The sequence below is a fragment of the Pedococcus bigeumensis genome, from assembly GCF_039531795.1.
In the GTDB taxonomy this organism is placed as follows: Bacteria; Actinomycetota; Actinomycetes; order Actinomycetales; family Dermatophilaceae; genus Pedococcus; species Pedococcus bigeumensis.
Genome location: NZ_BAAAQS010000001.1, coordinates 1461837 through 1480907, shown reverse-complemented (window position 1 = coordinate 1480907; position 19071 = coordinate 1461837). Strand labels below are relative to the sequence as shown.

The 19071-nt window shown below is 71.9% G+C and carries 21 protein-coding genes and 1 tRNA gene; 9 read left to right on the top strand and 13 right to left on the bottom strand.

Annotated features, from left to right (window positions below):
• Nucleotides 1-47 precede the first annotated feature (47 nt).
• The 3 genes from ABD262_RS07135 to ABD262_RS07125 form a co-directional block, all read right to left on the bottom strand.
• Nucleotides 48-944 carry a universal stress protein gene (locus tag ABD262_RS07135; RefSeq protein ID WP_344133231.1) on the bottom strand — a complete coding sequence of 299 codons (897 nt, stop codon included), beginning with the start codon at nucleotides 942-944 and terminating at the stop codon, nucleotides 48-50.
• Nucleotides 941-1891, bottom strand: coding sequence for a universal stress protein (locus ABD262_RS07130; protein ID WP_344133228.1), 951 nt, complete (start codon nucleotides 1889-1891; stop codon nucleotides 941-943). Before ABD262_RS07130 ends, ABD262_RS07135 begins: the two co-directional genes overlap by 4 nt.
• 93 nt (nucleotides 1892-1984) lie before the next feature.
• Entirely contained in the window at nucleotides 1985-2434 is a 450-nt protein-coding gene (locus ABD262_RS07125; protein ID WP_344133225.1) for a hypothetical protein, read from the bottom strand.
• Nucleotides 2435-2634: 200 nt separating this feature from the next.
• On the opposite strand from ABD262_RS07125, the gene ABD262_RS07120 reads away from it, so the two are divergent.
• Nucleotides 2635-3819, top strand: a complete 1185-nt coding sequence (locus ABD262_RS07120; RefSeq protein WP_344133223.1) for a phosphodiester glycosidase family protein — start codon at nucleotides 2635-2637, stop codon at nucleotides 3817-3819.
• A 56-nt stretch (nucleotides 3820-3875) separates the two neighbouring features.
• On the opposite strand, the gene ABD262_RS07115 is transcribed toward ABD262_RS07120, so the two are convergent.
• Nucleotides 3876-3963, bottom strand: a tRNA-Leu gene (locus ABD262_RS07115).
• Between the two features lie 150 nt (nucleotides 3964-4113).
• Here ABD262_RS07115 and ABD262_RS07110 point away from each other — a divergent pair.
• Together ABD262_RS07110 and ABD262_RS07105 are read left to right on the top strand one after the other, a co-directional pair.
• Entirely contained in the window at nucleotides 4114-5466 is a 1353-nt protein-coding gene (locus tag ABD262_RS07110) for a M20/M25/M40 family metallo-hydrolase (RefSeq protein ID WP_344133221.1), read from the top strand.
• 119 nt (nucleotides 5467-5585) lie between these two features.
• Nucleotides 5586-6335 (top strand): hypothetical protein, encoded by a 750-nt coding sequence (locus ABD262_RS07105; RefSeq protein WP_344133218.1) that lies wholly within the window; start codon nucleotides 5586-5588, stop codon nucleotides 6333-6335.
• Nucleotides 6336-6380: 45 nt separating this feature from the next.
• On the opposite strand, the gene ABD262_RS07100 is transcribed toward ABD262_RS07105, so the two are convergent.
• Nucleotides 6381-6566: a DUF5703 family protein gene (locus ABD262_RS07100; protein WP_344133215.1), complete on the bottom strand. Its 186-nt coding sequence runs from the start codon at nucleotides 6564-6566 to the stop codon at nucleotides 6381-6383.
• 39 nt (nucleotides 6567-6605) lie between these two features.
• Between ABD262_RS07100 and ABD262_RS07095 the strand changes: the two genes are divergently transcribed.
• Nucleotides 6606-6992, top strand: a complete 387-nt coding sequence (locus ABD262_RS07095) for a hypothetical protein (protein WP_344133212.1) — start codon at nucleotides 6606-6608, stop codon at nucleotides 6990-6992.
• Nucleotides 6993-7039: 47 nt separating this feature from the next.
• Here the strand turns inward: ABD262_RS07095 and ABD262_RS07090 are convergent, their stop codons facing one another.
• Complete coding sequence (locus ABD262_RS07090) at nucleotides 7040-7978, bottom strand: aldo/keto reductase (RefSeq protein ID WP_344133209.1); 939 nt, start codon at nucleotides 7976-7978, stop codon at nucleotides 7040-7042.
• 64 nt (nucleotides 7979-8042) lie between these two features.
• Here ABD262_RS07090 and ABD262_RS07085 point away from each other — a divergent pair, with 64 nt between their 5' ends.
• Together ABD262_RS07085 and ABD262_RS07080 are read left to right on the top strand one after the other, a co-directional pair.
• Nucleotides 8043-9101, top strand: a complete 1059-nt coding sequence (locus ABD262_RS07085; protein WP_344133206.1) for an LLM class F420-dependent oxidoreductase — start codon at nucleotides 8043-8045, stop codon at nucleotides 9099-9101.
• A gap of 46 nt (nucleotides 9102-9147) precedes the next feature.
• A complete protein-coding gene (locus ABD262_RS07080) occupies nucleotides 9148-10005 on the top strand; it encodes an undecaprenyl-diphosphate phosphatase (RefSeq protein ID WP_344133203.1) in 858 nt (285 codons plus the stop codon).
• A gap of 27 nt (nucleotides 10006-10032) precedes the next feature.
• Here the strand turns inward: ABD262_RS07080 and ABD262_RS07075 are convergent, their stop codons facing one another.
• The 7 genes from ABD262_RS07075 to corA all read right to left on the bottom strand — a co-directional run bounded on the left by ABD262_RS07075 (nucleotide 10033) and on the right by corA (nucleotide 16925).
• Complete coding sequence (locus tag ABD262_RS07075; protein WP_344133200.1) at nucleotides 10033-10302, bottom strand: hypothetical protein; 270 nt, start codon at nucleotides 10300-10302, stop codon at nucleotides 10033-10035.
• A gap of 118 nt (nucleotides 10303-10420) precedes the next feature.
• Nucleotides 10421-10840 (bottom strand): ester cyclase, encoded by a 420-nt coding sequence (locus ABD262_RS07070; protein WP_344133197.1) that lies wholly within the window; start codon nucleotides 10838-10840, stop codon nucleotides 10421-10423.
• Nucleotides 10841-10918: 78 nt separating this feature from the next.
• Nucleotides 10919-13744 carry an ATP-binding protein gene (locus ABD262_RS07065; RefSeq protein WP_344133194.1) on the bottom strand — a complete coding sequence of 942 codons (2826 nt, stop codon included), beginning with the start codon at nucleotides 13742-13744 and terminating at the stop codon, nucleotides 10919-10921.
• Between the two features lie 78 nt (nucleotides 13745-13822).
• Nucleotides 13823-14587, bottom strand: a complete 765-nt coding sequence (locus ABD262_RS07060; protein WP_344133191.1) for an ABC transporter permease — start codon at nucleotides 14585-14587, stop codon at nucleotides 13823-13825.
• Nucleotides 14584-15321, bottom strand: coding sequence for an ABC transporter ATP-binding protein (locus ABD262_RS07055; RefSeq protein ID WP_344133188.1), 738 nt, complete (start codon nucleotides 15319-15321; stop codon nucleotides 14584-14586). Before ABD262_RS07055 ends, ABD262_RS07060 begins: the two co-directional genes overlap by 4 nt.
• Nucleotides 15318-15890 carry a TetR/AcrR family transcriptional regulator gene (locus ABD262_RS07050; RefSeq protein WP_344133185.1) on the bottom strand — a complete coding sequence of 191 codons (573 nt, stop codon included), beginning with the start codon at nucleotides 15888-15890 and terminating at the stop codon, nucleotides 15318-15320. Before ABD262_RS07050 ends, ABD262_RS07055 begins: the two co-directional genes overlap by 4 nt.
• Nucleotides 15891-15944: 54 nt before the next feature.
• Nucleotides 15945-16925, bottom strand: coding sequence for a magnesium/cobalt transporter CorA (corA, locus tag ABD262_RS07045; RefSeq protein ID WP_344133182.1), 981 nt, complete (start codon nucleotides 16923-16925; stop codon nucleotides 15945-15947).
• A gap of 78 nt (nucleotides 16926-17003) precedes the next feature.
• Here corA and ABD262_RS07040 point away from each other — a divergent pair, with 78 nt between their 5' ends.
• The 3 genes from ABD262_RS07040 to ABD262_RS07030 are packed head-to-tail and all read left to right on the top strand — an operon-like array spanning nucleotide 17004 to nucleotide 19060.
• On the top strand, nucleotides 17004-17702 hold the full coding sequence (locus tag ABD262_RS07040; RefSeq protein ID WP_344133179.1) for an MSMEG_4193 family putative phosphomutase: 699 nt from the start codon (nucleotides 17004-17006) through the stop codon (nucleotides 17700-17702).
• 9 nt (nucleotides 17703-17711) lie between these two features.
• Nucleotides 17712-18251 (top strand): DUF3090 domain-containing protein, encoded by a 540-nt coding sequence (locus tag ABD262_RS07035; RefSeq protein ID WP_344133176.1) that lies wholly within the window; start codon nucleotides 17712-17714, stop codon nucleotides 18249-18251.
• Nucleotides 18188-19060: an SCO1664 family protein gene (locus ABD262_RS07030; RefSeq protein ID WP_344134582.1), complete on the top strand. Its 873-nt coding sequence runs from the start codon at nucleotides 18188-18190 to the stop codon at nucleotides 19058-19060. Before ABD262_RS07035 ends, ABD262_RS07030 begins: the two co-directional genes overlap by 64 nt.
• The last annotated feature ends 11 nt before the right edge of the window (nucleotides 19061-19071 follow it).

Genomic DNA, 19071 nt, shown 5'->3' with positions numbered 1-19071 from the left:
CATGAGTCGACCACGCGTGAGTCGTCAGGGTGGGGGTCCTCCGTGCCTCAGGCTGTCGCCGGCCCCCGCGGGAGGGAGGGGACGACGACCACCGGACACTGCGAGTGGTGCAGCGCCCGGCTGCTGACGGAGCCGAGCAGCAGGCCGGCGAAGCCGCCTCGACCGCGAGTGCCGAGGACCAGGAGCTGGGCCTCGCGGGACGCCTCCTCCAGCGCTGCGGTCGCGTCACCACGGACGAGCTCGATCCGGACCTCGACGTCCGGGTACTTCTCGCGCCAGCCGGCGAGCATCTCGCTCATCAGGACGTGACGCGACTCGGCGACGGCCGACCAGTCCTCGGCCCACCCCGCGTCGGTCGTCGCGGAGTCCGACAGGGGGCTGGGCTCCTCCCACCACCACGCGTGGAGAGCCACGAGCACGGCTCGGCGTGCAGAAGCCTCTGCGAAGGCCCACTCGACAGCAGGCACGGAGTGCTCGGAGTCGTCGACGCCGACCACCACCTCCGTGCGCTCCGTGGGCGTCCAGGCGTCGGGGACCACGAGCACCGGACAGCTTGCGTGGCTGGCCACCTTGCCGGTGGTGGCCCCCAGGACCACGCTGCCGACGCGGCCGAGTCGACCGGCGCCCATGACGACCAGCCACGCTCGACGACTGGCCTCGACGAGGGCCGCCGACTGGTCGGCGACCTCGGTCGCCGAGGTGACCTCCACATCGGCGGCGAGCGCGGTCGCCTGGTCGACGCAGGCGAGGGTCAGTGCCTGTTGCCGGGCCAGCCGCTCAGGGGTCCAGGGGACGATGCCGATGCCCGTGGCGTGCAGGACGTGCAGCGGGCGCCGGTAGAGCCGCGCGTGGGCGATCGCAGCCCGTAGGGCGCCGTCGTCGTTCGGGGTCCCGTCGACCCCGACGACGACGGCGCCGATGGGCTGGGTGCGGTCGGTCGTCATGACCGCGCTCCCTGGGTCGACTCGGTCGGTGCGGCCGAGGCGCTCGTGGTCGCGGCGGAGGCGGTGATGACCGCCACCGGGCAGTGCGCACCCGGGAGCACCTCCTGCGACGTCGAGCCCAGCACCAGGCCCCTGGTGGTCCCGCGGCCCCTGGCGGCCACGACGAGCAGGGCGGCGTTTGCGCTCTGGCGGACGAGCTCGTCCACGGCATGACCGCGGACGACGTGGCGTCGGACGTCGACGGCCGGGAAGTCCGCGGCGAAACCTGCCACGGACTGCGCCACCGCGGCCCGCTCGCGCTGTTCCAGCTGTTGGGCTTCTTCCGAGTCAGGGGGTGCCGTCCCCTCGTCCCAGGGGACGTCCCAGGTGTGGACCACGGTGAGCCCGGTCCCACGAAGGGAAGCGGCGTCGAAGGCGAACCGGAGAGCTTGCGTCGAGTCGGTGGAGCCGTCCACGCCGACGACGACGCGCAGGTCGGTCAGGGAACGACTCGGCGCCTCTCGCACCACGACCGTGGGGCAGTGCGCCTTGGCGCTGACCTTGGACGACACCGAGCCCATGAGCAGACCCCGTACCCGGCCGAGGCCCCTGGCGCCGACGACGACGAGGGCTGCAGAGCCAGAGGCCTCGACGAGGACGTCGCCCGGTTCGCCGGCGACGGTGTGCCCGGACACGTCCAGGTCGGGATGGCGCAGCCGGACGTGGTCGACGGCCGCCGTGAGGGCGTGTTCGGCGGTGATCGCCAGGGCGCTGGACGGCTGCACCCGCGGCTCCCCGGGCACCCCCGAGCGGGTGGTCGGGTAGCTGGCCGGGACCGCCGTCAGGACCACGATGGGCGAGCCCCGCAGCTCTGCCTCGGCGGCCGCCCAGTCCAGGGCGCGTTGGCCGTGCGGCGAGCCGTCGACACCGACCACCACGGGCCGGGGGGTGTCAGGGTGGGCGGTCATGATCTCTCCTGGGTGGGGGGGTGTGCCCTCACGTTCCCGCTGGGGAGTCCACCTGCCACAGGGCACTTGGTCCCGGGCTGGTCGTCCGACCGCCTAGCCGCCGAGCCGGCGCCAGTCGGCACGCGCGCTGCGGACCAGGAAGACCAGGGCCGGGACGCACCAGGCCAAGAAGCCCCAGCCGAACAGCATCAGCAGGACGTGGAACGTCACCACACCGACCCAGCCGATGCGGGCCGGCAGCCCGCCGCGCAGCAGCAGGAACGCGAGCGTGAGCTCGCCGGCGGCCACCAGGAGACCCCACAGCACCGGGCTCGCCATGAAGAGGTCGGTCCAGCCGGTGCGGACGAACGCGAACAGCGCCCGGTCGGCGAAGTGACGGTAGGCCTCGGTGTCGGCGAAGACGATCCCCACGTGCACGCCGCCGGTGAACAGGAAGAAGCCACCCACGGCACGGGTCCTGGGTGGGACGGCTCGCACCTCGTGGTCGGCGCGGACGTCACTGGCAGTCGTCGCGGGAAGCGACGGGTTCAGCTTGGTGGACATGGCCTTCACCTCCGGCTCCAGCCTCGACCCGACCTTCGGTGCGGCCCACGGTCCAAGGTCCCGGCGTCGGGTCCGCAGGAGTTCCTGTCGGGTGTTCAGCCCCTTTTCGGGCGAACTCCGGCGCGGCCGGGCCGGGTGCGGCACCCTTCCGGGTGAGGCAGCCGACCCCCGGGCTGTGCACCGAGAAGGACTTGGCACCCATGAACGCACCCACCTGGCGCTCTGCTCTGGCGCTCACCACTGCCGCGGCCCTGGCCACCACCCTGACCGGCGCCGTCACCCTGGCCACCCCGCGAACCGCCGACGCTGCCACCTGCCGGGCCACGCCCACCCTGCTGTCACGGACGCCCACCGTGACCAAGCTGGCGGGCGGAGCGACGGCCCGCATCTGGGACACCGGGCCCACGCCGAGCAACCCGCAGGCGTCCACCCGCATCGTGGCCGTCACCGTGCCGAGCTCCTCGACCGCGAACCCGCGGGTCCGCGGGGCGTCGAGCCTCAACTCCTCGCGCATCCCGTCGGCGTACTTCCTCGACGCACCGACCGCGGTGGTGATGGTCAACGGTGGCGTGTTCAACGCGACGGTGGGGGCGATGCCCGACCTGCCGCAGATGACGTCGGGCTGGCTCCGCAAGGCCCGATCCACGCACGACCCTGCCATCGTGACCGCCAAGGACGGACGGTCCCTCCCGTCCCGGCTGTGGATCACGGGCAGCGTCAGCGCCTCGGGCCACGGCTACCAGGCCGTGACCGGGCTGAACTGGCAGAGCCTGGCGGGTAGCGGCATCAACGCCTACACGCCGTCGTGGGGCAAGGCCCGTCGTCCCTACGGCACGGCCGACGTCGTCGTCGCGGGAGGCAAGGTCGTGGCGGTCCGCACCGGGACCACCCGCGGCCAGGCGGCCGCCTCGGGGCAGACCATCCTGACGGCGACCGGCACGGCCGGGAGCTGGCTGGCGTCCTTCCGGATCGGCACCAGCGTGTCCGTCGGCTACCACGCCTCCACCGACGCCCCGTTCCCGGCCTACGAGGCCGTCGGCCGCGGAGCCCGGTTCCTGAACCAGGGCGTCAAGAACGGCGGCACCTGCACGAGCCGCGACGAGCTGCTGCGACCGCGCACCGCCGTCGGGTGGACCAACAGCGGTGACCTGCTCGTCGTCGCCGTCTCGGGCCGGGCCACCGTCGACGGCGTGCGCTACGGCGGCGCCACCATCCACCAGATGGCCGACTACATGGCCAAGCTCGGCTCGTGGGACGCGACCAACCTCGACGGTGGTGGCTCCACGACGATGGTGGCGCGCACCGCCAGCGGCAAGGTCATCCGGCTGGACCGGGCCGGCACCGAGTGGCAGCGATCGGTCCCCAACGTGTTCTCGGCGGGCTGAGACCCGCCCGACCGACGCCGAAGGGCCCTCCACCATGGTGGAGGGCCCTTCGCTGGTGGTGTCCGGAGGGGGACTTGAACCCCCACGCCCGATAAAGGGCACTAGCACCTCAAGCTAGCGCGTCTGCCATTCCGCCACCCGGACAAGGTGCTTGGCAGGCACTTTGGGGAGCGCCTGCTGCGACCCGGAACGATAGCACGCAGGCCACCCCTTCTCCCAAACGGCCCAGTGCACAACGGAACCCGGGCGAACCAGCACGGGCACGGCATACCAGACGCGCCTAGTCTGGGCGTCATGAGCGAGGTCACCGAGCCCACCACCCAGCCCACCACCCAGCCGATCAGCCCCGTCGACGAGGTCGTGCGCCTGTGCCGCGACCTGATCCGCATCGACAGCACCAACTACGGCGACGGCAGCGGACCGGGGGAGCGCGAGGCGGCCGACTACGTCGTGGCGCAGCTGCGTGAGGTCGGGCTGGAGCCCACCGTGGTCGAGAGCGACCCGGGCCGCACGAGCGTGGTGGTCCGGATCGAGGGTGAGGACCGCGAGCGGCCGGCCCTGTGCATCCACGGGCACCTCGACGTCGTGCCGGCCAACGCCGCCGACTGGCAGGTCGACCCGCTCTCCGCGGAGCTGCGCGACGACTGCATCTGGGGCCGGGGTGCGGTGGACATGAAGGACATGGACGCCATGATCCTCGCCAACATCCGCGACCTCGCCCGCCGGGGTGCCAAGCCGCCGCGCGACATCGTCTTCGCGTTCTTCGCCGACGAGGAAGCCGGCGGGGTCAAGGGCAGCCACCACGTCGTCGACCACCACCCCGAGCTCTTCGACGGTGTCAGCGAGGCGGTCTCCGAGGTCGGCGGCTACAGCGTCACGGTCCCGACCCCCGACGGCCAGACCCGCGCGTACCTCGTGCAGACCGCCGAGAAGGGCATCCTCTGGTTGCGCCTGACCGCGCACGGCCGCGCCGGGCACGGCTCGGTGCCCAACGACGAGAACGCCCTCGTCCGTCTCGCCGAGGCGATCACCCGGGTCAACGAGTACAAGTGGCCCCGTGAGTACATCGCGTCCGTCCGCGAGCTGCTCGACGGGTTGTCCGACCTGACCGGCACGCCCTACTCCGACGAGGACCTCGACGAGCTGCTCGACCACCTCGGTGGCGCCCAGGGGTTCGTGCGCGGGACGCTCCAGGACACCGCGAACTTCACCATGGCCGAGGCCGGCTACAAGCACAACGTCATCCCCCAGAGCGCCTCGGCCTCCCTCGACTGCCGGTTCCTGCCCGGCCACGACGACGAGCTCCTCGACACCATCCGCGAGCTGGCGGGCGAGCACGTCACCGTCGACATCGTGCACCGTGACATCGCGCTGGACGCGCCGTTCGAGGGGCCGCTCGTCGAGGCGATGAAGGCGGCCCTGCTGGCTGAGGACCCCGGCGCCGAGGTGCTGCCCTACTGCCTGTCCGGGGGCACCGACAACAAGGCCCTCAGCAAGCTGGGCATCACCGGCTACGGGTTCGCCCCGCTCCAGCTCCCCGCCGACCTCGACTTCGCGCCGATGTTCCACGGCATCGACGAGCGGGTGCCGGTCGCCGCGCTCGAGTTCGGCACGCGCGTCCTCCAGCGCTTCATCGCCACCTGCTGAGCGGTATGCCGCGGGGCCGGCCCCGCGGCATACCGAAACTTTGCCCCGCGTGGGCGTAGCCCGCGGGTCGCGCTCGTCGTTTGACCTCGTGAGAGTCCACGCGACGGCAGGAGCAGCACATGACGTACCGGTCCCAGGGTCGAACCACCGCCCGGCTCGCGCTCGTGGGAGCCGTCGCCGGGCTCCTGTGGCTGTCGTCCGCCGGTGCGGCCGGCGCCGCGACCGCGCCCGACCCACTCGGTGAGGCGTTGAGGTCCGCGACCGACCCCGCCACGTCGGCAGTGACCCAGCTGCTCGATGGCTCCGGTGGCCCCGCACTGCCGACCACGCCCCCGAACGTCCCCGCGCCGCCGTCGTTGCCGGGCGCGCCCGCCGTGCCTGCCCTTCCAGCCGCTCCAGGCCAGCCGGGCCAGGGCTCGGGCGCCGCGAGCCAGGCCGACCCGGGTGCGAGCGCCGACGTGCGGGCTCCGGCTGGCGACGACCGCGCGGCGGTGGACGCGGCGGTCGCGGAGTTCCTCGGCGTCTGTGCCCGCGTCCAGCAGGATGTCGTGCCCGTCCGCGCGACCATCGTGGTCCTCGACCGCGACGTCATCGCCGAGCTGGTGGATGCGGGGGTGCCGCTGCAGCCGCTCGTGGTCCCGTGCCCCGAGGGAGCGGCGACCCCTGCGCCCCCTGCCTCGCCGCAGGCGCCTGACGCGTCCGGCCCCCGTGCGCGACCGGCCGCCGCGGCCGACCCGCGGTCCGGCCTGCCGGGCTCCCTGGCCTTCACGGGCACTGCCGTCGCTCCCACCGTCTGGCTGGCGGGAGGGCTGATCGCCCTCGGCATCGCGTTCCTGCGCAAGGCCCACCTGCTCGCAGTCGTCCGGTGAAGCGCGCGCCGAGGACCGCTGTGGGACTCGCCCGCACTGACGCCGTCAGTGCGGGCGAGGCGCGCGGATGATCTTGCGGCGCAACCAGGTCCGCTGCTGGCCGCCCAGGTAGATGCGGGTGCGGTGCAGCTCCCAGTGGCCGTACTCGGCATGCTCGGTCAACGTCCGCCGGATGTCGGATCGTGAATCGGCACGGGTGAAGCTCACCACGCGGTACTCGTACTCAACCATCGAGCGCCATTTTGCCCCAGAACCCGATACCGTCGAGCCATGACCGCAGACCCGCGTGGCGCGCTGGCCAACCTCATGACCGCGTTCGAGCGGCACCTGGAGGCTTCGGCCTCCAAGCGGGGCGAGGAAGACCCGACGGTCATCGCGGCGTACGACGACCTCGCCGACGCCTTCGCGGAGTACGACGACGCCCTGCTCCAGGCCTACGGGGAGATGACCCCGCTCGACATCTACGACGGTGACGAGGACGACGAGGACGACGACGACCGGGAAGACCGGGACGACGACGACACCCACGACGACGACACCGACGGTGACGAGGACGACGAGCTCGACGACCACGGTGACGAGGACGGCGACGGCAGCGTCTACTCCGGCCTCGACGACGCGGACTACGACGTCGAGGCTCGCGACAGCCAACGCTGAGCCGTCCGGCGCCGACCAACCAGCGCCGGGCCCTCACCGCCGAGCAGTCAGGCGGACACCTCGTCGAGGGCGGCGACCAGCTCCTCCGGGAGCTCCAGCGACTCGCTCGCCAGTGACGTCCGCAGCTGCGCGGTCGTGCGCGCCCCGACCACGGGGCTGACCACACCCGGGCGGTCGCGCACCCAGGCCAGGGCCACCTCGGCCGGGCTCACATCGAGCCCCTTGGCGGCGATGGCGAGCGCCTCGACGATGCCCGTGCTGCGGTCGTCGAGGTAGCGCGCGGTGAAGCGCGGGAAGTCGCGCGACGCGGCCCGGGAGTCGGCGGGGATGCCGTTGCGGTACTTGCCGGTCAGCACCCCGCGGCCCAGCGGCGACCAGGGGAGCAGCCCGAACCCGAGGGCCTGGGCTGCGGCGAGGAGGTCGGGCTCGGCCGTGCGGTTGGTCAGGGAGTACTCGACCTCGTTGGCCACCAACGGGACCCGAGCCTGCTCCAGCAGCGACATGGCGCGCGCGACCTGCCACCCACTGAAGTTGGAGACCCCGACGTAGCGGGCCCGACCCGTGTTGACCGCCCACTCGAGCGCCGACAGCGTCTCGGTCAGCGGGGCTTCGTCCGACCAGGTGTGCACCAGCCACAGGTCGACGTGGTCGGTGCCGAGGCGTTCGAGCGAGGTGTCGAGCTGGCTCAGCAGGCTGTGTCGTGAGGTGTCGACGACGCGGTGGCCGGACCGGCGGGAGATCCCCGACTTGGTGCAGATGACCAGGTCCTCGCGCTGCACGTCGGCGTCGATGAGCCGGCCGATGATCTCCTCGGAAGTGCCGTCGGAGTAGCCGTGCGCCGTGTCGACCAGGGTGCCACCGGCGTCCAGGAAGGTCCGCAGCTGGTCCCGCGCGCCCTCCTCGTCGGTCGTACGGCCCCAGGTCATCGTGCCGAGGGCCAGTCGGGACACCGAGAGCCCGGAGCTCCCCATTCGTCGCTGGCGCATGGTTCCGTACGGTAGTCGGCCCACGCCGCGTTCCTGCGGCGCACCCGCCGCTAACCTCGCTCCCATGGAACTCGGTGTGAACCTCGGCTACTTCGGCATGGGTGTGGACCAGGACAACGTGGCCGTCGCGCAGGAGGCCGACCGCCTCGGGTATGCCGTGGCGTGGGCCGCGGAGGCCTACGGCTCCGACGTCCCCACCGTCCTCGCGTGGATCGGGGCCCTGACGGAGCGGATCGACCTCGGGGCGGCGGTCATGCAGATCCCGGCGCGCACCCCCGCGATGACGGCGATGACGGCGGCCACCCTCGACACCCTGTCGAAGGGTCGCTTCCGGCTGGGCCTGGGGGTCAGCGGACCGCAGGTGAGCGAGGGGTGGCACGGCGTCCCGTTCACCGCCCCGCTCGGGCGGACCCGCGAGTACGTCGACATCGTGCGGATGGCGTTGCGGCGCGAGAGCCTCGCGTATGCCGGGCGGCACTTCACGCTGCCGCTGCCCGACGGCCCCGGGAAGGCACTCAAGCTCACCATCCACCCGCCGCGTCCCGACCTGCCCATCTACCTGGCGGCCGTGGGTCCGAAGAACCTGGAGCTGGCCGGGGAGGTGGCCGACGGGTGGCACGCCATCTTCTTCAGCCCGGAGCACTCGGGTGACCTCGTCCGGTCCGTCGTGGCCGGCCGTCGGCGGGCGGGCAAGGGGTCCGAGGACGACCCCCTCGACGGGTTCGACCTCGCGCCGTCCGTGCCGGTCGTCATCTCGGACGACGTGGCGGCCGCCGCCGACGCCATCCGGCCCTACGCCGCCCTGTACATCGGCGGCATGGGCTCCCGCGAGCAGAACTTCTACAACCAGCTGGCCGTGCGGATGGGCTTCGAGGAGGCCGCCGCCCGGGTCCAGGACCTCTACCTCGCCAAGCAGCACCGCGATGCCGCGGCGGCCGTGCCGTTCGAGTTCATCGACGCCACCTCCCTCATCGGGCCCCGGGACCGGATCCGCGACCGGATGGCCAGGTACGCCGAGGTCGGCACGGGCACCCTGTCCGTCGCCCCTTTCGCCGGGGGTCTCGAGGAGCGGCTGCATGTCGTGCGGACCATGGCCGAGCTGATGGGGGAGACTGGCCTCTGACCTCGGCGCCGCACCGCTCCCGCTCCACTGAACCGAAAGCAGACCGTTGACCCTGAGCTACCTCGACGCCCTGATCCTCGGCATCGTGGAGGGCCTGACCGAGTTCCTCCCGGTCTCCTCCACGGGCCACCTCACCATCACCGAGAAGCTGCTCGGCCTCAAGGTCGACGCCCCCGGGGTCACCGCCTACACCGCGGTCATCCAGCTCGGCGCGATCTTCGCCACGCTGCTGTACTTCCGCAAGGACATCGTCCGACTGCTCGGCGCCTGGTTCGCCGGGCTCGGCAACGCGCAGGCCCGCACCCACCACGACTACCAGCTCGCCTGGGCGGTCATCGTGGGCTCGATCCCGGTGGGGATCGTGGGCTTCGCCGCCAAGGACCTGATCAGCGGTGGCCTGCGCAGCCTGTGGGTCGTGGCGACCGCGCTCATCGTGTGGAGCGCCGTGATGTGGCTCGCCGAGAGCCGTCACGCGATGCTGACCACCCGTGGTGAGGAGCGCGGTGAGGGCCAGGTGACGTTGCGCGACGGGCTCGTCATCGGCCTGGTCCAGTGCGCCTCGCTGGTGCCCGGGGTGTCGCGCTCGGGTGCGACCATCTCGGCCGGGCTGTTCCGGGGCCTCGACCGGCTCACCGCGACACGGCTGTCCTTCTTCATGGCGATCCCGGCGCTGACGGCGGCCGGCGTCTTCGAGCTGCTGAGCGAGACCGACCACCTCAAGCTGCTCGGCGTGGGGCCGATCATCGTCGGCGTCGTCGTCTCGTTCGTGGTCGCCTACGCCTCGATCGCCTGGCTGCTGAGGTTCGTGAGCAGCAACAAGATCACGGCGTTCGTCTGGTACCGCGTCGCCCTCGGCCTCGTGCTGCTCGTGGTCCTGGCGGCCGGCTGGATGACCGCCACCTGATCCGTCGACCAGGTGGCGGCCCTCGCGTCAGGACCCGACGAGGATCGCCATCGTCTCGGGTAGGACGGTGTCGTACTTCATGGCCTCAGCCAGCTCGTCGGACGGATTGCCGAGCACGGCGAAGAAGGCGTCGAGGTCTGCGACGTCCAGGACCAGCCCGACCTTCGAGCGGTCCTGGGGATCCACGAAGGTCCGGATGTTGCTGGCGCCCAAGGAAGGCAGGATCTCCTCACGCTTCGGCGACGAGAGCCAGTGGTCGGTATCGGTGACCCGGTGGGTGACGATGACAGTGGGCATGTTCTCTCCTGGTGATCGGGTGGGACAGCAGGGCAGCTGACCCGGGGTCGGTGGCGGCATCGGTTGCCGAGTGGCGCAGCGCGCCGGGCCCGGCGTGCAGGCCCGGTGCGGACCGGTGCTACGCCGGTGCGCCCGACGGGACGACGCCGAGCTGGTGCATGAGCGAAAGCATGTCGGCGACACCCCAGTGCTCGCAGACCAGGCCGGCTCCGTCGAACCGCATGATGTCGACGAGGTCCATGTGGACCGCGGCCCCGGTGGGGGCCACCCCCATGAAGTCACCCTGGTGCGTTCCCGTCACGCTGACCCTGGCCATGGTCTTGTCGCCGTCGGCGATCAGGTCCTCGACATCCATCCGAAAGTCGGGGAACGAGGTCCGCAGAGCCCGGAAGAAGTCCAGGGTTCCCTCTTTGGTCGTGGGAAACCCCGGTCCGCCCTGGTGCTCGATGAAGTCGTCGGCCACGAGGTCACCGAACTTGCCGATCTCTCCCGCGTTGATCAGCTCGTAGGTACTCCGCATCGTCGCAGCGTGGTCCATCGCCGCATCCTTTCGTCCTTGGCCGCAGCGTCCTTCGCCGCGCACTTCGAGCGTGGGAGCGGAAACGGTGAAGAGACATCACTCGTTCGTGTGATGGACGATCGCCGCGAGCGCGACGCGGTTCTGCACGCCCAGCTTGGCGAACACGTGCCTGAGGTGGGTGTTGACGGTGTGCGGAGAGATGTAGAGCCGTCGGGCCACGGCTCCGTTCGTGAGTCCCTCCGCGACCAGCCGCGACACCGCCCGTTCGGTCCTGGTGAGGCTTTCCCAGCCCGTCTCGGCTTGGTGCCTCGAACCACGCGGACCTGGACGGACGCCGAGTGCGCGCAGCTGCCCCCGGACGTCGGCCGCCCAGGCGTCGGCCCCCGCCCGCTCGTAGCGCTCGAGTGCCTCCGTCAGCAGCTCGGCCGCTTCACGGTGCCGGCCGTCCAGGTCCAGCAGCCTCGCCGCGTCCTCGCATGCGGTGGCGTGCTCGACCAGCAGCGGCGTCTGGCGGACCATCGTGATCGCCTGGAGCATCGGTTCGACCGCGCCGAGGACCATGCCCTGGCAGCGCAAGGCCGAGGCCTGCAACGTCGGGACCTCGGGCGCCAGCGCCGCTGCCTCTGTGACGGCGTCGCAGACCTCGGCCGCGACGTCCCTGTGTCCGAGTTCCACGCCGAGGCGCACCAGGTCGGGCGCGAGCCAGCGGTGGTAGAAACGGCTGTCCCGGGCGACCTCGGATCGCCAGCACCGCAGCAACACGGTGTAGGCGTCCGTGTGGTTTCCCTCAGCCGTCCTCAGCCCTGCTACCGCGACGGCGAGGACCCCTGCGTTGTAGGTCGGCGGGTCCGTGTCCAGCGAAGTGACCAGTCCGGCGGCAAGCTCGGCAGCCGTCCGGTAGTCCCCCGTGCCGGTCGCGATGATGGCTCGATAGGCGGCGGACTGGGACACCAGGAGCGGGTTTCCTTTCTCCTGCGCGGCCTCCCCGGCCGCGATCAGTCCTGGCACGGCGTCGTCCCACTCACCGAGGGCAAACAACGCCTGGGCATCCGCCAAGAGCGTCTCGGAGAGCCACCACCCCGCGCCGGACTCGTCGTCGAGGGCGTCGCGGTAGGCCGCTCGCGCCTCGCTGACCAGGTCGCAGTCGAACAGCGCCAGCCCCAAGAAGAACGTGGGACGCAGCGGCAGCGACCTCGTGTCGGGGGTGCCAGCGGCCAGCGCAGCTGCCCGGCGGGAATGGGTCAGCGCCTCACCGAAGCGGCCCTGTCGACCCACGGCCACCATCAGCGCCGTCAGGGCCCAGACCGTCATCGCCCGATCACCCGACTCCTCCGCGATGACCAGGCCCTGGCGGGCGGACGCCTCGCCCGCCTTCGGGTCGCCCGTGTAGGTCAGCGCCCAGCTCTCCTGGGCAAGCATCATGACGCGGTCTGCGGCCTGGAGCCGGGCGGCGCCGTGGAGGCTGGACCGGACGACGGCGACCAGTTCGGTGGCGCGGTTCTGGAGAGCCAGCGCCCCGACCAACGCCACGCGCAACGGGGTGTCCACCTCGACGGCGTGCGGGCGCGAGAGCACAGCGTGGGCACGATCAGACGCTTCGGCTGGTTGCCCGGCCCGCAGGAGGGCCTGGACCAGCTCCGCGGACACCAGGTCCGCCTCGGGATGACCCCGGGGCAACAGTCCGTCGGCGCGTCGCACGAGCTCGAGGGTGACCGACGGAGCTTGGCTCGACGCCTCACGGGCGGCACCCCTCAACCAGGCAACCGCCTGCTCGTCACCCTTCACCGCGCCGCGGATCAGGTGATCAGCCACGTCCAGTCGGTCGGCGCCCCCGGACATGAGCACGACAGCCGCCTCACGGTGCAGCAGGCGGCGGGCGGCGGGCGGGACGTGCTGGTAGATCGCGTCGTGGACGAGCTGGTGCCGGAACACGAGACGGTCATCCGTGGCATCGAGCAGCTGGGCTTCGAACGCGTGCCTGAGCTTGGCCACGACCTCGGAGGGCGAGCGGTGCGTGACGCGGGCGATGTCGCGAAGCGACACTGCGTCACCGAGGACGGCCGCGACCTGCAGCAGCTCCCGCGTGGCCGTCGGCAGGTCGCTGAGGCGGCGGACCACGAGGTCGTTCAGCGACGCCGGGGGCTGCGACGTCGTCACGTCGACGCTGTCACCGTCGCGACGCAGCAGGCCTTCATCGGCCAGTGAGCGCACCAGGGCCACGGCCAGGAGCGGGTTGCCTCCGGCCTGGGCCAGCATCGTGGTCAGTCCTGGGCCGGGGAGCGCTCGCAGCACGTCTCGGGCGAGGACGGCGACCTCGTCCGAGGACAGCGGCGCCAGCGTGAGGGTACGCGCGCCCCCGTCCGCCAGGTCGGCCAGAAGCCGTTCCAGTGGAGCGGGATGCGGTGAGGACCGTGCTGTCACAGCGATCAGCAACGACGCCAGGGGCAGCTGTCGGGCGGCCGACAGGATCGCCAGCAGGCTCGCGCTGTCGGCCCACTGGAGGTCCTCGGCGACGAGCAGCATGGGGCCCTTGGAGCAGGTGCTCTCGATCAGGTCCACAATCTCCTCGACGACCCGGTAGCGGAGGTCGCCGACCGCCTCGCCCGATGCCCCACGACCGCGGCCCAACAGCTCCCCGAGAGCCGCCCTGCGCGGGTCGGACGAGCGCCGGCTCAGGCCCAGTGCCGACGCCACGACCCCGAACGGCCGCGTGCGCTCGAAGGGGTGAGCCTGCCCGCGGTGGACGGCGAACCCACGCTCCTGAGCGTCATCGGCGACGCAGTCGACCAGCCGGGTCTTTCCGATGCCGGCCTCTCCCTCGATCACCAGTGCCGACGCCCTCCCCCGCTCGACCTCGCGGAGCGCAGCGGCGGCATGCGCGAGCTCGACCTGCCTGCCCACCAGTGCCACTGCCGCAGCCACGCTCACAGGCTCTCCCACGCCAGCACCAGAGTCCATAGCCCGAGGCACGGACAGGCCCTGTCCCGCAGACCGGGACCGTCAGACGACCTCGGCTCGCTGCCACCAGGTCACCGTGGTGTAGGCGCCGAGGGCGGCGACCAGCGGCACGACCACCAGCCAGGCCGGTGCCACCGGTTCCATCCCCGACGCGCCGCCCATGGCCCACACCGCAGCCACAGACCAGGGCCACCAGGTGCCCGCCCCGGCCACGACGGCCACCTGCGCGGTCACGACGAGCACCATCAGGCCGCCGATGCCGGGAAGATAGCCCCGCCCGATGCTGGCAGGCGCGGCGACGGGCAGGGCGAGGAAGCCGGACAGGACCGCCAGCAGCCCGAGCCGCGCCAGGGCGCGCCAGTCAGCGGCGTCGGGGAGTCCGAGGCCGGTGGCGAGCCCGATCACCGCGGCAGCTCCGGCCACGCCGGTGCCCACAGCGACTGACCACGCCGTGAGCAGCACCAGCTTCGCCTTGGCGACGGAGGTGCGCGGGGTCGCGGACGCGTATAGCGAGACCACCGTTCGGTCGGCGTACTCCCGGCCGAAGCACCACGCGACCACGACTCCCGCGCCGACGACGCCCGCCGTGGCGTAGACCTGGACCAGGCCGCCGACGTAACCGGGCCAGCCGACCCCCGGCAGCAACAGGGCGGCCTTGGTGCTCATCGGGTCGGCGCCACCGCGCTCGGCAGCGATCAGGAAGACGCGGGCCAGCAGGGCCGGCACCACGAGCAGGGCCACGGTGACCACCACGACGACGCGGGACCGGCGCAGCTTCAGCGCCTCCACGACATACGCTGCCGTCATCGAACGGACTCCACCCGCCGGGTCGCGACGTCGGCGGCGTGCACCATCGCGAAGAACGCCCGCTCCAGGTCCACTCCGTGCGGGTCCAGCTCTCCCACGATCGTCCCAGCGTGGATGACGCTCACGCGGTCGGCGATCCGAGCCACCTCGTCCAGGTGGTGGCTGGAGACCAGTGCGGCCGCTCCGGCGGCGGCCCGCGTCAGGAGCTGCTCGCGCAGCAGCAGCACGCCGGCCGGGTCAAGGGCGTTGGTGGGTTCGTCGAGGACGAGCAGCCGAGGATCGTGCACGAGGGCACTGCCCAGGCCGACCCGCTGCCGGTTGCCCTGGGAGAGCGATGATGCGCGGCGGTCGGCCCACGGCGCGAGCTCCAGCGCGGCCAGGGTCTGGTCGGCGCGCGTCCGCGCGGTGGGTGCCGACACCCCGTGCAGTCTGGCCGCAGTCCACAGGTTCTCCCGGACGGTGAGCTCGGGGTAGACGAAGGGTGAGTCGATCAGGTGACCGACACCCGCCCAGCCCACGCGGTCGAGGTGGGCGACGTCGACACCGTCGATGCGGATGCTCCCAGCGGTCGGCCTGATCATCCCCAGGGCAGCCCGCATGAGGGTCGTCTTCCCGGCCCCGTTGAAGCCGACCAGGGCGTGCACCTCACCCTGAGCGACGGTGAGGTCGACGTCGTGCAGCACAGCGCTGTGGTCGTAGCGGTGCGCCAGGCTGCGGATCCGCAGGGCGCTCATCGGCGGGCACCTGCGTCGAGCACGTCGAGCGCCGATCCGAGCCGACTCGTCATCGGGTCATCGTGGTCGCCGAGGCACCATTCCAGCAGGGCGACGGTGAGGGCAGCCAAGGCAGCGGCGGAGGCGACGCGCGCCTCGAACTCGCTGACGCCGTCCGCCACCAGCACCTCGGCGATCGCCTCCTGCGTGGCCTCGGTCGCGGCATACGTCCCGGCGCGGAGCACCGGATGCTCGGCCGCGATCCTGACACGGGCCCGCACCTCGCGCTCACCGGGCACGTCTGCATGGGTCAGCGCGGCGCGCAGCCCGGCGCAGACCCGCGTCAGGGGAGGGAGGTCGGTCGGGGCTGCCGCCACGGCAGCCGCGATGGCCGGGTCGAAGCCGTCCTCGAGCACGACTGCGTCCTTGGTCGGGAAGTGCCGGAAGAAGGTCATGTGGCTCACGCCGGCCACCTTGGCGATCTGCTCCACGGTTGTCTCGTCATAACCCTGCTCGCTGAACAGCCTGAGGGCTACGCCCTGCAGCCGCGTGCGGGTGCGCTCGCTCCTGCTGCCCTGGACCACCGACATAGCCATATGTTAGTCGATAACATTCGAGGCCGGCAAGCCGCCGGGTGACAGACCTCAGAGCCAGCCGGACTTCCGGAACGCGCGATAGAGGGCCAGGCAGGCGGCCGCCATCACGCCCACGACCATGAAGTAGCCGTAGTGCCACTTCAGCTCCGGCATGTTGTCGAAGTTCATCCCGTAGATGCCCGCGATCATCGTGGGCACGGCGGCGATGGCGACCCACGCGGAGATCTTGCGCATGTCGGAGTTCTGCTGCACGGTGATCTGCGCCAGGTGGGCGTTGAGGATGTCGGTCAGCAGCCGGTCGTAGGACTCCACGTGGTCGATGACCCGCAGGAGGTGGTCGGCGACGTCGCGGAACAGCAGCCGGACCTCCTTCTGCGGCAGGGGCGAGCGTGAGCCGTCGTGGAGCATCTTGAGCGGCGCGGCCAGCGGCACGGCGGCGCGGCGGAACTCCAGCACCTCGCGCTTGAGCCGGTAGATCGTGCCCGAGCTGACCCGGTTGGCCCCCGTGAAGACCGACGCCTCGATGTCCTCGAGGTCCTTCTGGAGCTCGGCGTCGATGCTGACGTAGTTGTCGACGATGCTGTCCATCACGGCGTAGACCACGGCGATCTCGCCGTGGCGCAGGGTGTCGCTGTTGGCCTCGAGGTCGTGCCGGACGCGGGCGAGCGGGTTCGCCTCACCCCGGCGCACGGTGACCACGAACCGGTCACCGACGAAGAGCATCACCTCACCGGTCTCGACGTCCGAGGTCTCCTCGATGTACCGCAGCGTCTTCATCACGACGAAGATCGTGTTGTCGTAGAGCTCGACCTTGGGTCGCTGGTTGCCCTTGACGGCGTCCTCGACGGCGAGGGGGTGCAGCTTGAGCTCGTCGTTGACGAGGTCGAACTCGGCGTCGGTGGGGTTCTTCAGCCCGATCCAGAGGAAGGCGTGCGGATCGTCCCCGCCGCGCAGGTCCTCGAGGGCGTCGCTGAGGTCGCCGCAGGGAAGCCGCTGGCCTTGGCGGTAGATGGCCTGGTCCACGATCACGGGGCTACTCCACCACGTCTGCGACGGTCCCGCGACCAACCCGCCGGGAAGTGCGCCGCCGCACCGTAGAGTGCGCACGTGCCCACCGTCCTGCTCGTCCGTCACGGCCACTCGAGCGCCAACGGTGACGGTGTCCTCGCCGGCCGGCTGCCCGGCATACACCTCACCGACCGGGGTCGTGAGCAGGCCGACCAGCTGGCCCGGCGGTTCCGGGACCTGCCCGTCGCGCGGGTGGTGAGCAGCCCCCTCGAACGGTGCCTGGAGACCGCGGCACCGCTCGCCGCCGCAGCCGGCGTCGAGGTCACGGTGGACGACGACCTCCAGGAGTGCGCCTATGGCGCGTGGACCGGACGAGCCCTCAAGGACCTGGCCCAGGAGCCGCTCTGGCGGACCGTGCAGGACGACCCCGAGACCGCGCGCTTCCCCGACGACGACCGGTATGCCGCGGAGAGCCTTCGCGAGATGAGTGACCGCGTGGTCGCCGCCGTCCGGCGCCACGACGCCGAGGTGGCCGCCGCGGCCGGGGATTCCGCGCTGTGGGTGGCGGTCACGCACGGCGACCTGCTGAAGGCGACCCTGGCCGAGGCCACCGGCTCCGGGCTGGCCCGCTTCCAGCGCTACACCGCGGACCCCGCCTCGGTGTCCGTGGTGCGCTACGGCAGCAGGCAGACCTTCCTCCTGGCCGCGAACGACCTGGCCCCTGATCTCTCGCGTTTCCAGCCCCCACCGGACGCCCCCGCGTCGGGCGACGCCACCGTCGGTGGGGGAGCCGGTTAGAGTTTTGCCATGGGGCTCGTCGAGTTTGATCCACCGGACCGGTTCGTCGCCGGCACCGTCGGTCCGCCGGGGCAGCGGACCTTCTTCCTGCAGGCCAGCGAGGGACGTCGGCTGACCAGCGTCTCGCTGGAGAAGCAGCAGGTCTCGGTCCTCGCCGACCGGATCAACGACCTGCTCGACAGCTACGCCGGGGGAGAGGGCGCCGACCAGGCGGCGGCCGAGGTGGTCGACAACGCTCCCCTCGACACGCCCATCGAGGACGACTTCCGCGTCACGACGCTGAGCCTCGCCTGGGACGAGGACCGTCAGGTCATCGTCATCGAGGCCCTCGACCGCGACCCCGACGACCCAGAGGCTGGTGTCGACTCGGAGGTCCTCGCCGAGGAGCCCCGCCAGATGCGGGTCGTGCTGCCACCGTCGAGGGCGCGCGCGTTCGCCCGGCGCGCCCAGTCCGTCGTCTCGGCGGGCCGACCGCCCTGCCCGTTCTGCGGTGGTCCGCTCGAACCCGAAGGGCACATCTGCCCCCGCTCGAACGGGTACAAGCGCTGACCCAGCCCGCAGGTGGCCCGTCGGTCTCCCTCGACCTCCTGACGCGCGCAGACCTGGTGGTGCTGGGAGCGCTGGCCGACGCCTCCAACCTCGCGCTGCTGGTCCGGCTCGAGGACGACGAGGGCCCGTTGGCGATCTACAAGCCGATCCGGGGTGAGCGTCCGCTCTGGGACTTCCCCGACGGCTCGCTGGCCGCTCGCGAGGTCGCCGCCCACCTGATCAGCACGACGGGCGGCTGGGACGTCGTGCCGGAGACGGTGCTGCGCGACGGGCCTCGGGGCCCTGGCTCGGTGCAGCGGTGGGTCGGTGACCCGGAGACACCGCCCGACCACGTGGTCGACGTGGTTGCGCCCGACGCGGTGCCGCAGGGCTGGCTGGCCGTGCTGCGCGGCGAGGACGAGCGCGGCCGTCCGGTGCTCGTGGTCCACGAGGACAGCCCGGTGGTGCGTGCCGTCGCGGCGTTCGACGCGGTCATCAACAACTCCGACCGCAAGGGATCGCACCTGGTCCGCGAGGGCGACCGGCTCCGTGGTTTCGACCACGGCGTGAGCCTGCACGAGGAGCCCAAGCTGCGCACGGTCCTCTGGGGTTTCGCCGGACAGCCACTGCCCGACGACGACCTGGCCCGGATCACCCGGGTGAGTGACGCCCTCGCCGACGGCGGGTCGTCGCTGCGGGCCGGGCTCGCCCCCCTGCTCACGCCGGGCGAGGTGACCGCCCTCCAGGCGAGGTGCGCCGCGCTCCTCGACCACGCGGCATACCCGGTGCCCTCCGGGGACTGGCCGGCCATCCCGTGGCCGCCGCTCTGAGCCGTCCCCGT

Coding starts and splice junctions, on each gene's coding strand:
- ABD262_RS07135 (WP_344133231.1), bottom strand. CDS start 944: ATGACGACCGACCGCACCCAGCCCATCGGCGCCGTCGTCGTCGGGGTC.
- ABD262_RS07130 (WP_344133228.1), bottom strand. CDS start 1,891: ATGACCGCCCACCCTGACACCCCCCGGCCCGTGGTGGTCGGTGTCGAC.
- ABD262_RS07125 (WP_344133225.1), bottom strand. CDS start 2,434: ATGTCCACCAAGCTGAACCCGTCGCTTCCCGCGACGACTGCCAGTGAC.
- ABD262_RS07120 (WP_344133223.1), top strand. CDS start 2,635: ATGAACGCACCCACCTGGCGCTCTGCTCTGGCGCTCACCACTGCCGCG.
- ABD262_RS07110 (WP_344133221.1), top strand. CDS start 4,114: ATGAGCGAGGTCACCGAGCCCACCACCCAGCCCACCACCCAGCCGATC.
- ABD262_RS07105 (WP_344133218.1), top strand. CDS start 5,586: ATGACGTACCGGTCCCAGGGTCGAACCACCGCCCGGCTCGCGCTCGTG.
- ABD262_RS07100 (WP_344133215.1), bottom strand. CDS start 6,566: ATGGTTGAGTACGAGTACCGCGTGGTGAGCTTCACCCGTGCCGATTCA.
- ABD262_RS07095 (WP_344133212.1), top strand. CDS start 6,606: ATGACCGCAGACCCGCGTGGCGCGCTGGCCAACCTCATGACCGCGTTC.
- ABD262_RS07090 (WP_344133209.1), bottom strand. CDS start 7,978: ATGCGCCAGCGACGAATGGGGAGCTCCGGGCTCTCGGTGTCCCGACTG.
- ABD262_RS07085 (WP_344133206.1), top strand. CDS start 8,043: ATGGAACTCGGTGTGAACCTCGGCTACTTCGGCATGGGTGTGGACCAG.
- ABD262_RS07075 (WP_344133200.1), bottom strand. CDS start 10,302: ATGCCCACTGTCATCGTCACCCACCGGGTCACCGATACCGACCACTGG.
- ABD262_RS07070 (WP_344133197.1), bottom strand. CDS start 10,840: ATGGACCACGCTGCGACGATGCGGAGTACCTACGAGCTGATCAACGCG.
- ABD262_RS07060 (WP_344133191.1), bottom strand. CDS start 14,587: ATGACGGCAGCGTATGTCGTGGAGGCGCTGAAGCTGCGCCGGTCCCGC.
- ABD262_RS07055 (WP_344133188.1), bottom strand. CDS start 15,321: ATGAGCGCCCTGCGGATCCGCAGCCTGGCGCACCGCTACGACCACAGC.
- ABD262_RS07050 (WP_344133185.1), bottom strand. CDS start 15,890: ATGTCGGTGGTCCAGGGCAGCAGGAGCGAGCGCACCCGCACGCGGCTG.
- ABD262_RS07035 (WP_344133176.1), top strand. CDS start 17,712: ATGGGGCTCGTCGAGTTTGATCCACCGGACCGGTTCGTCGCCGGCACC.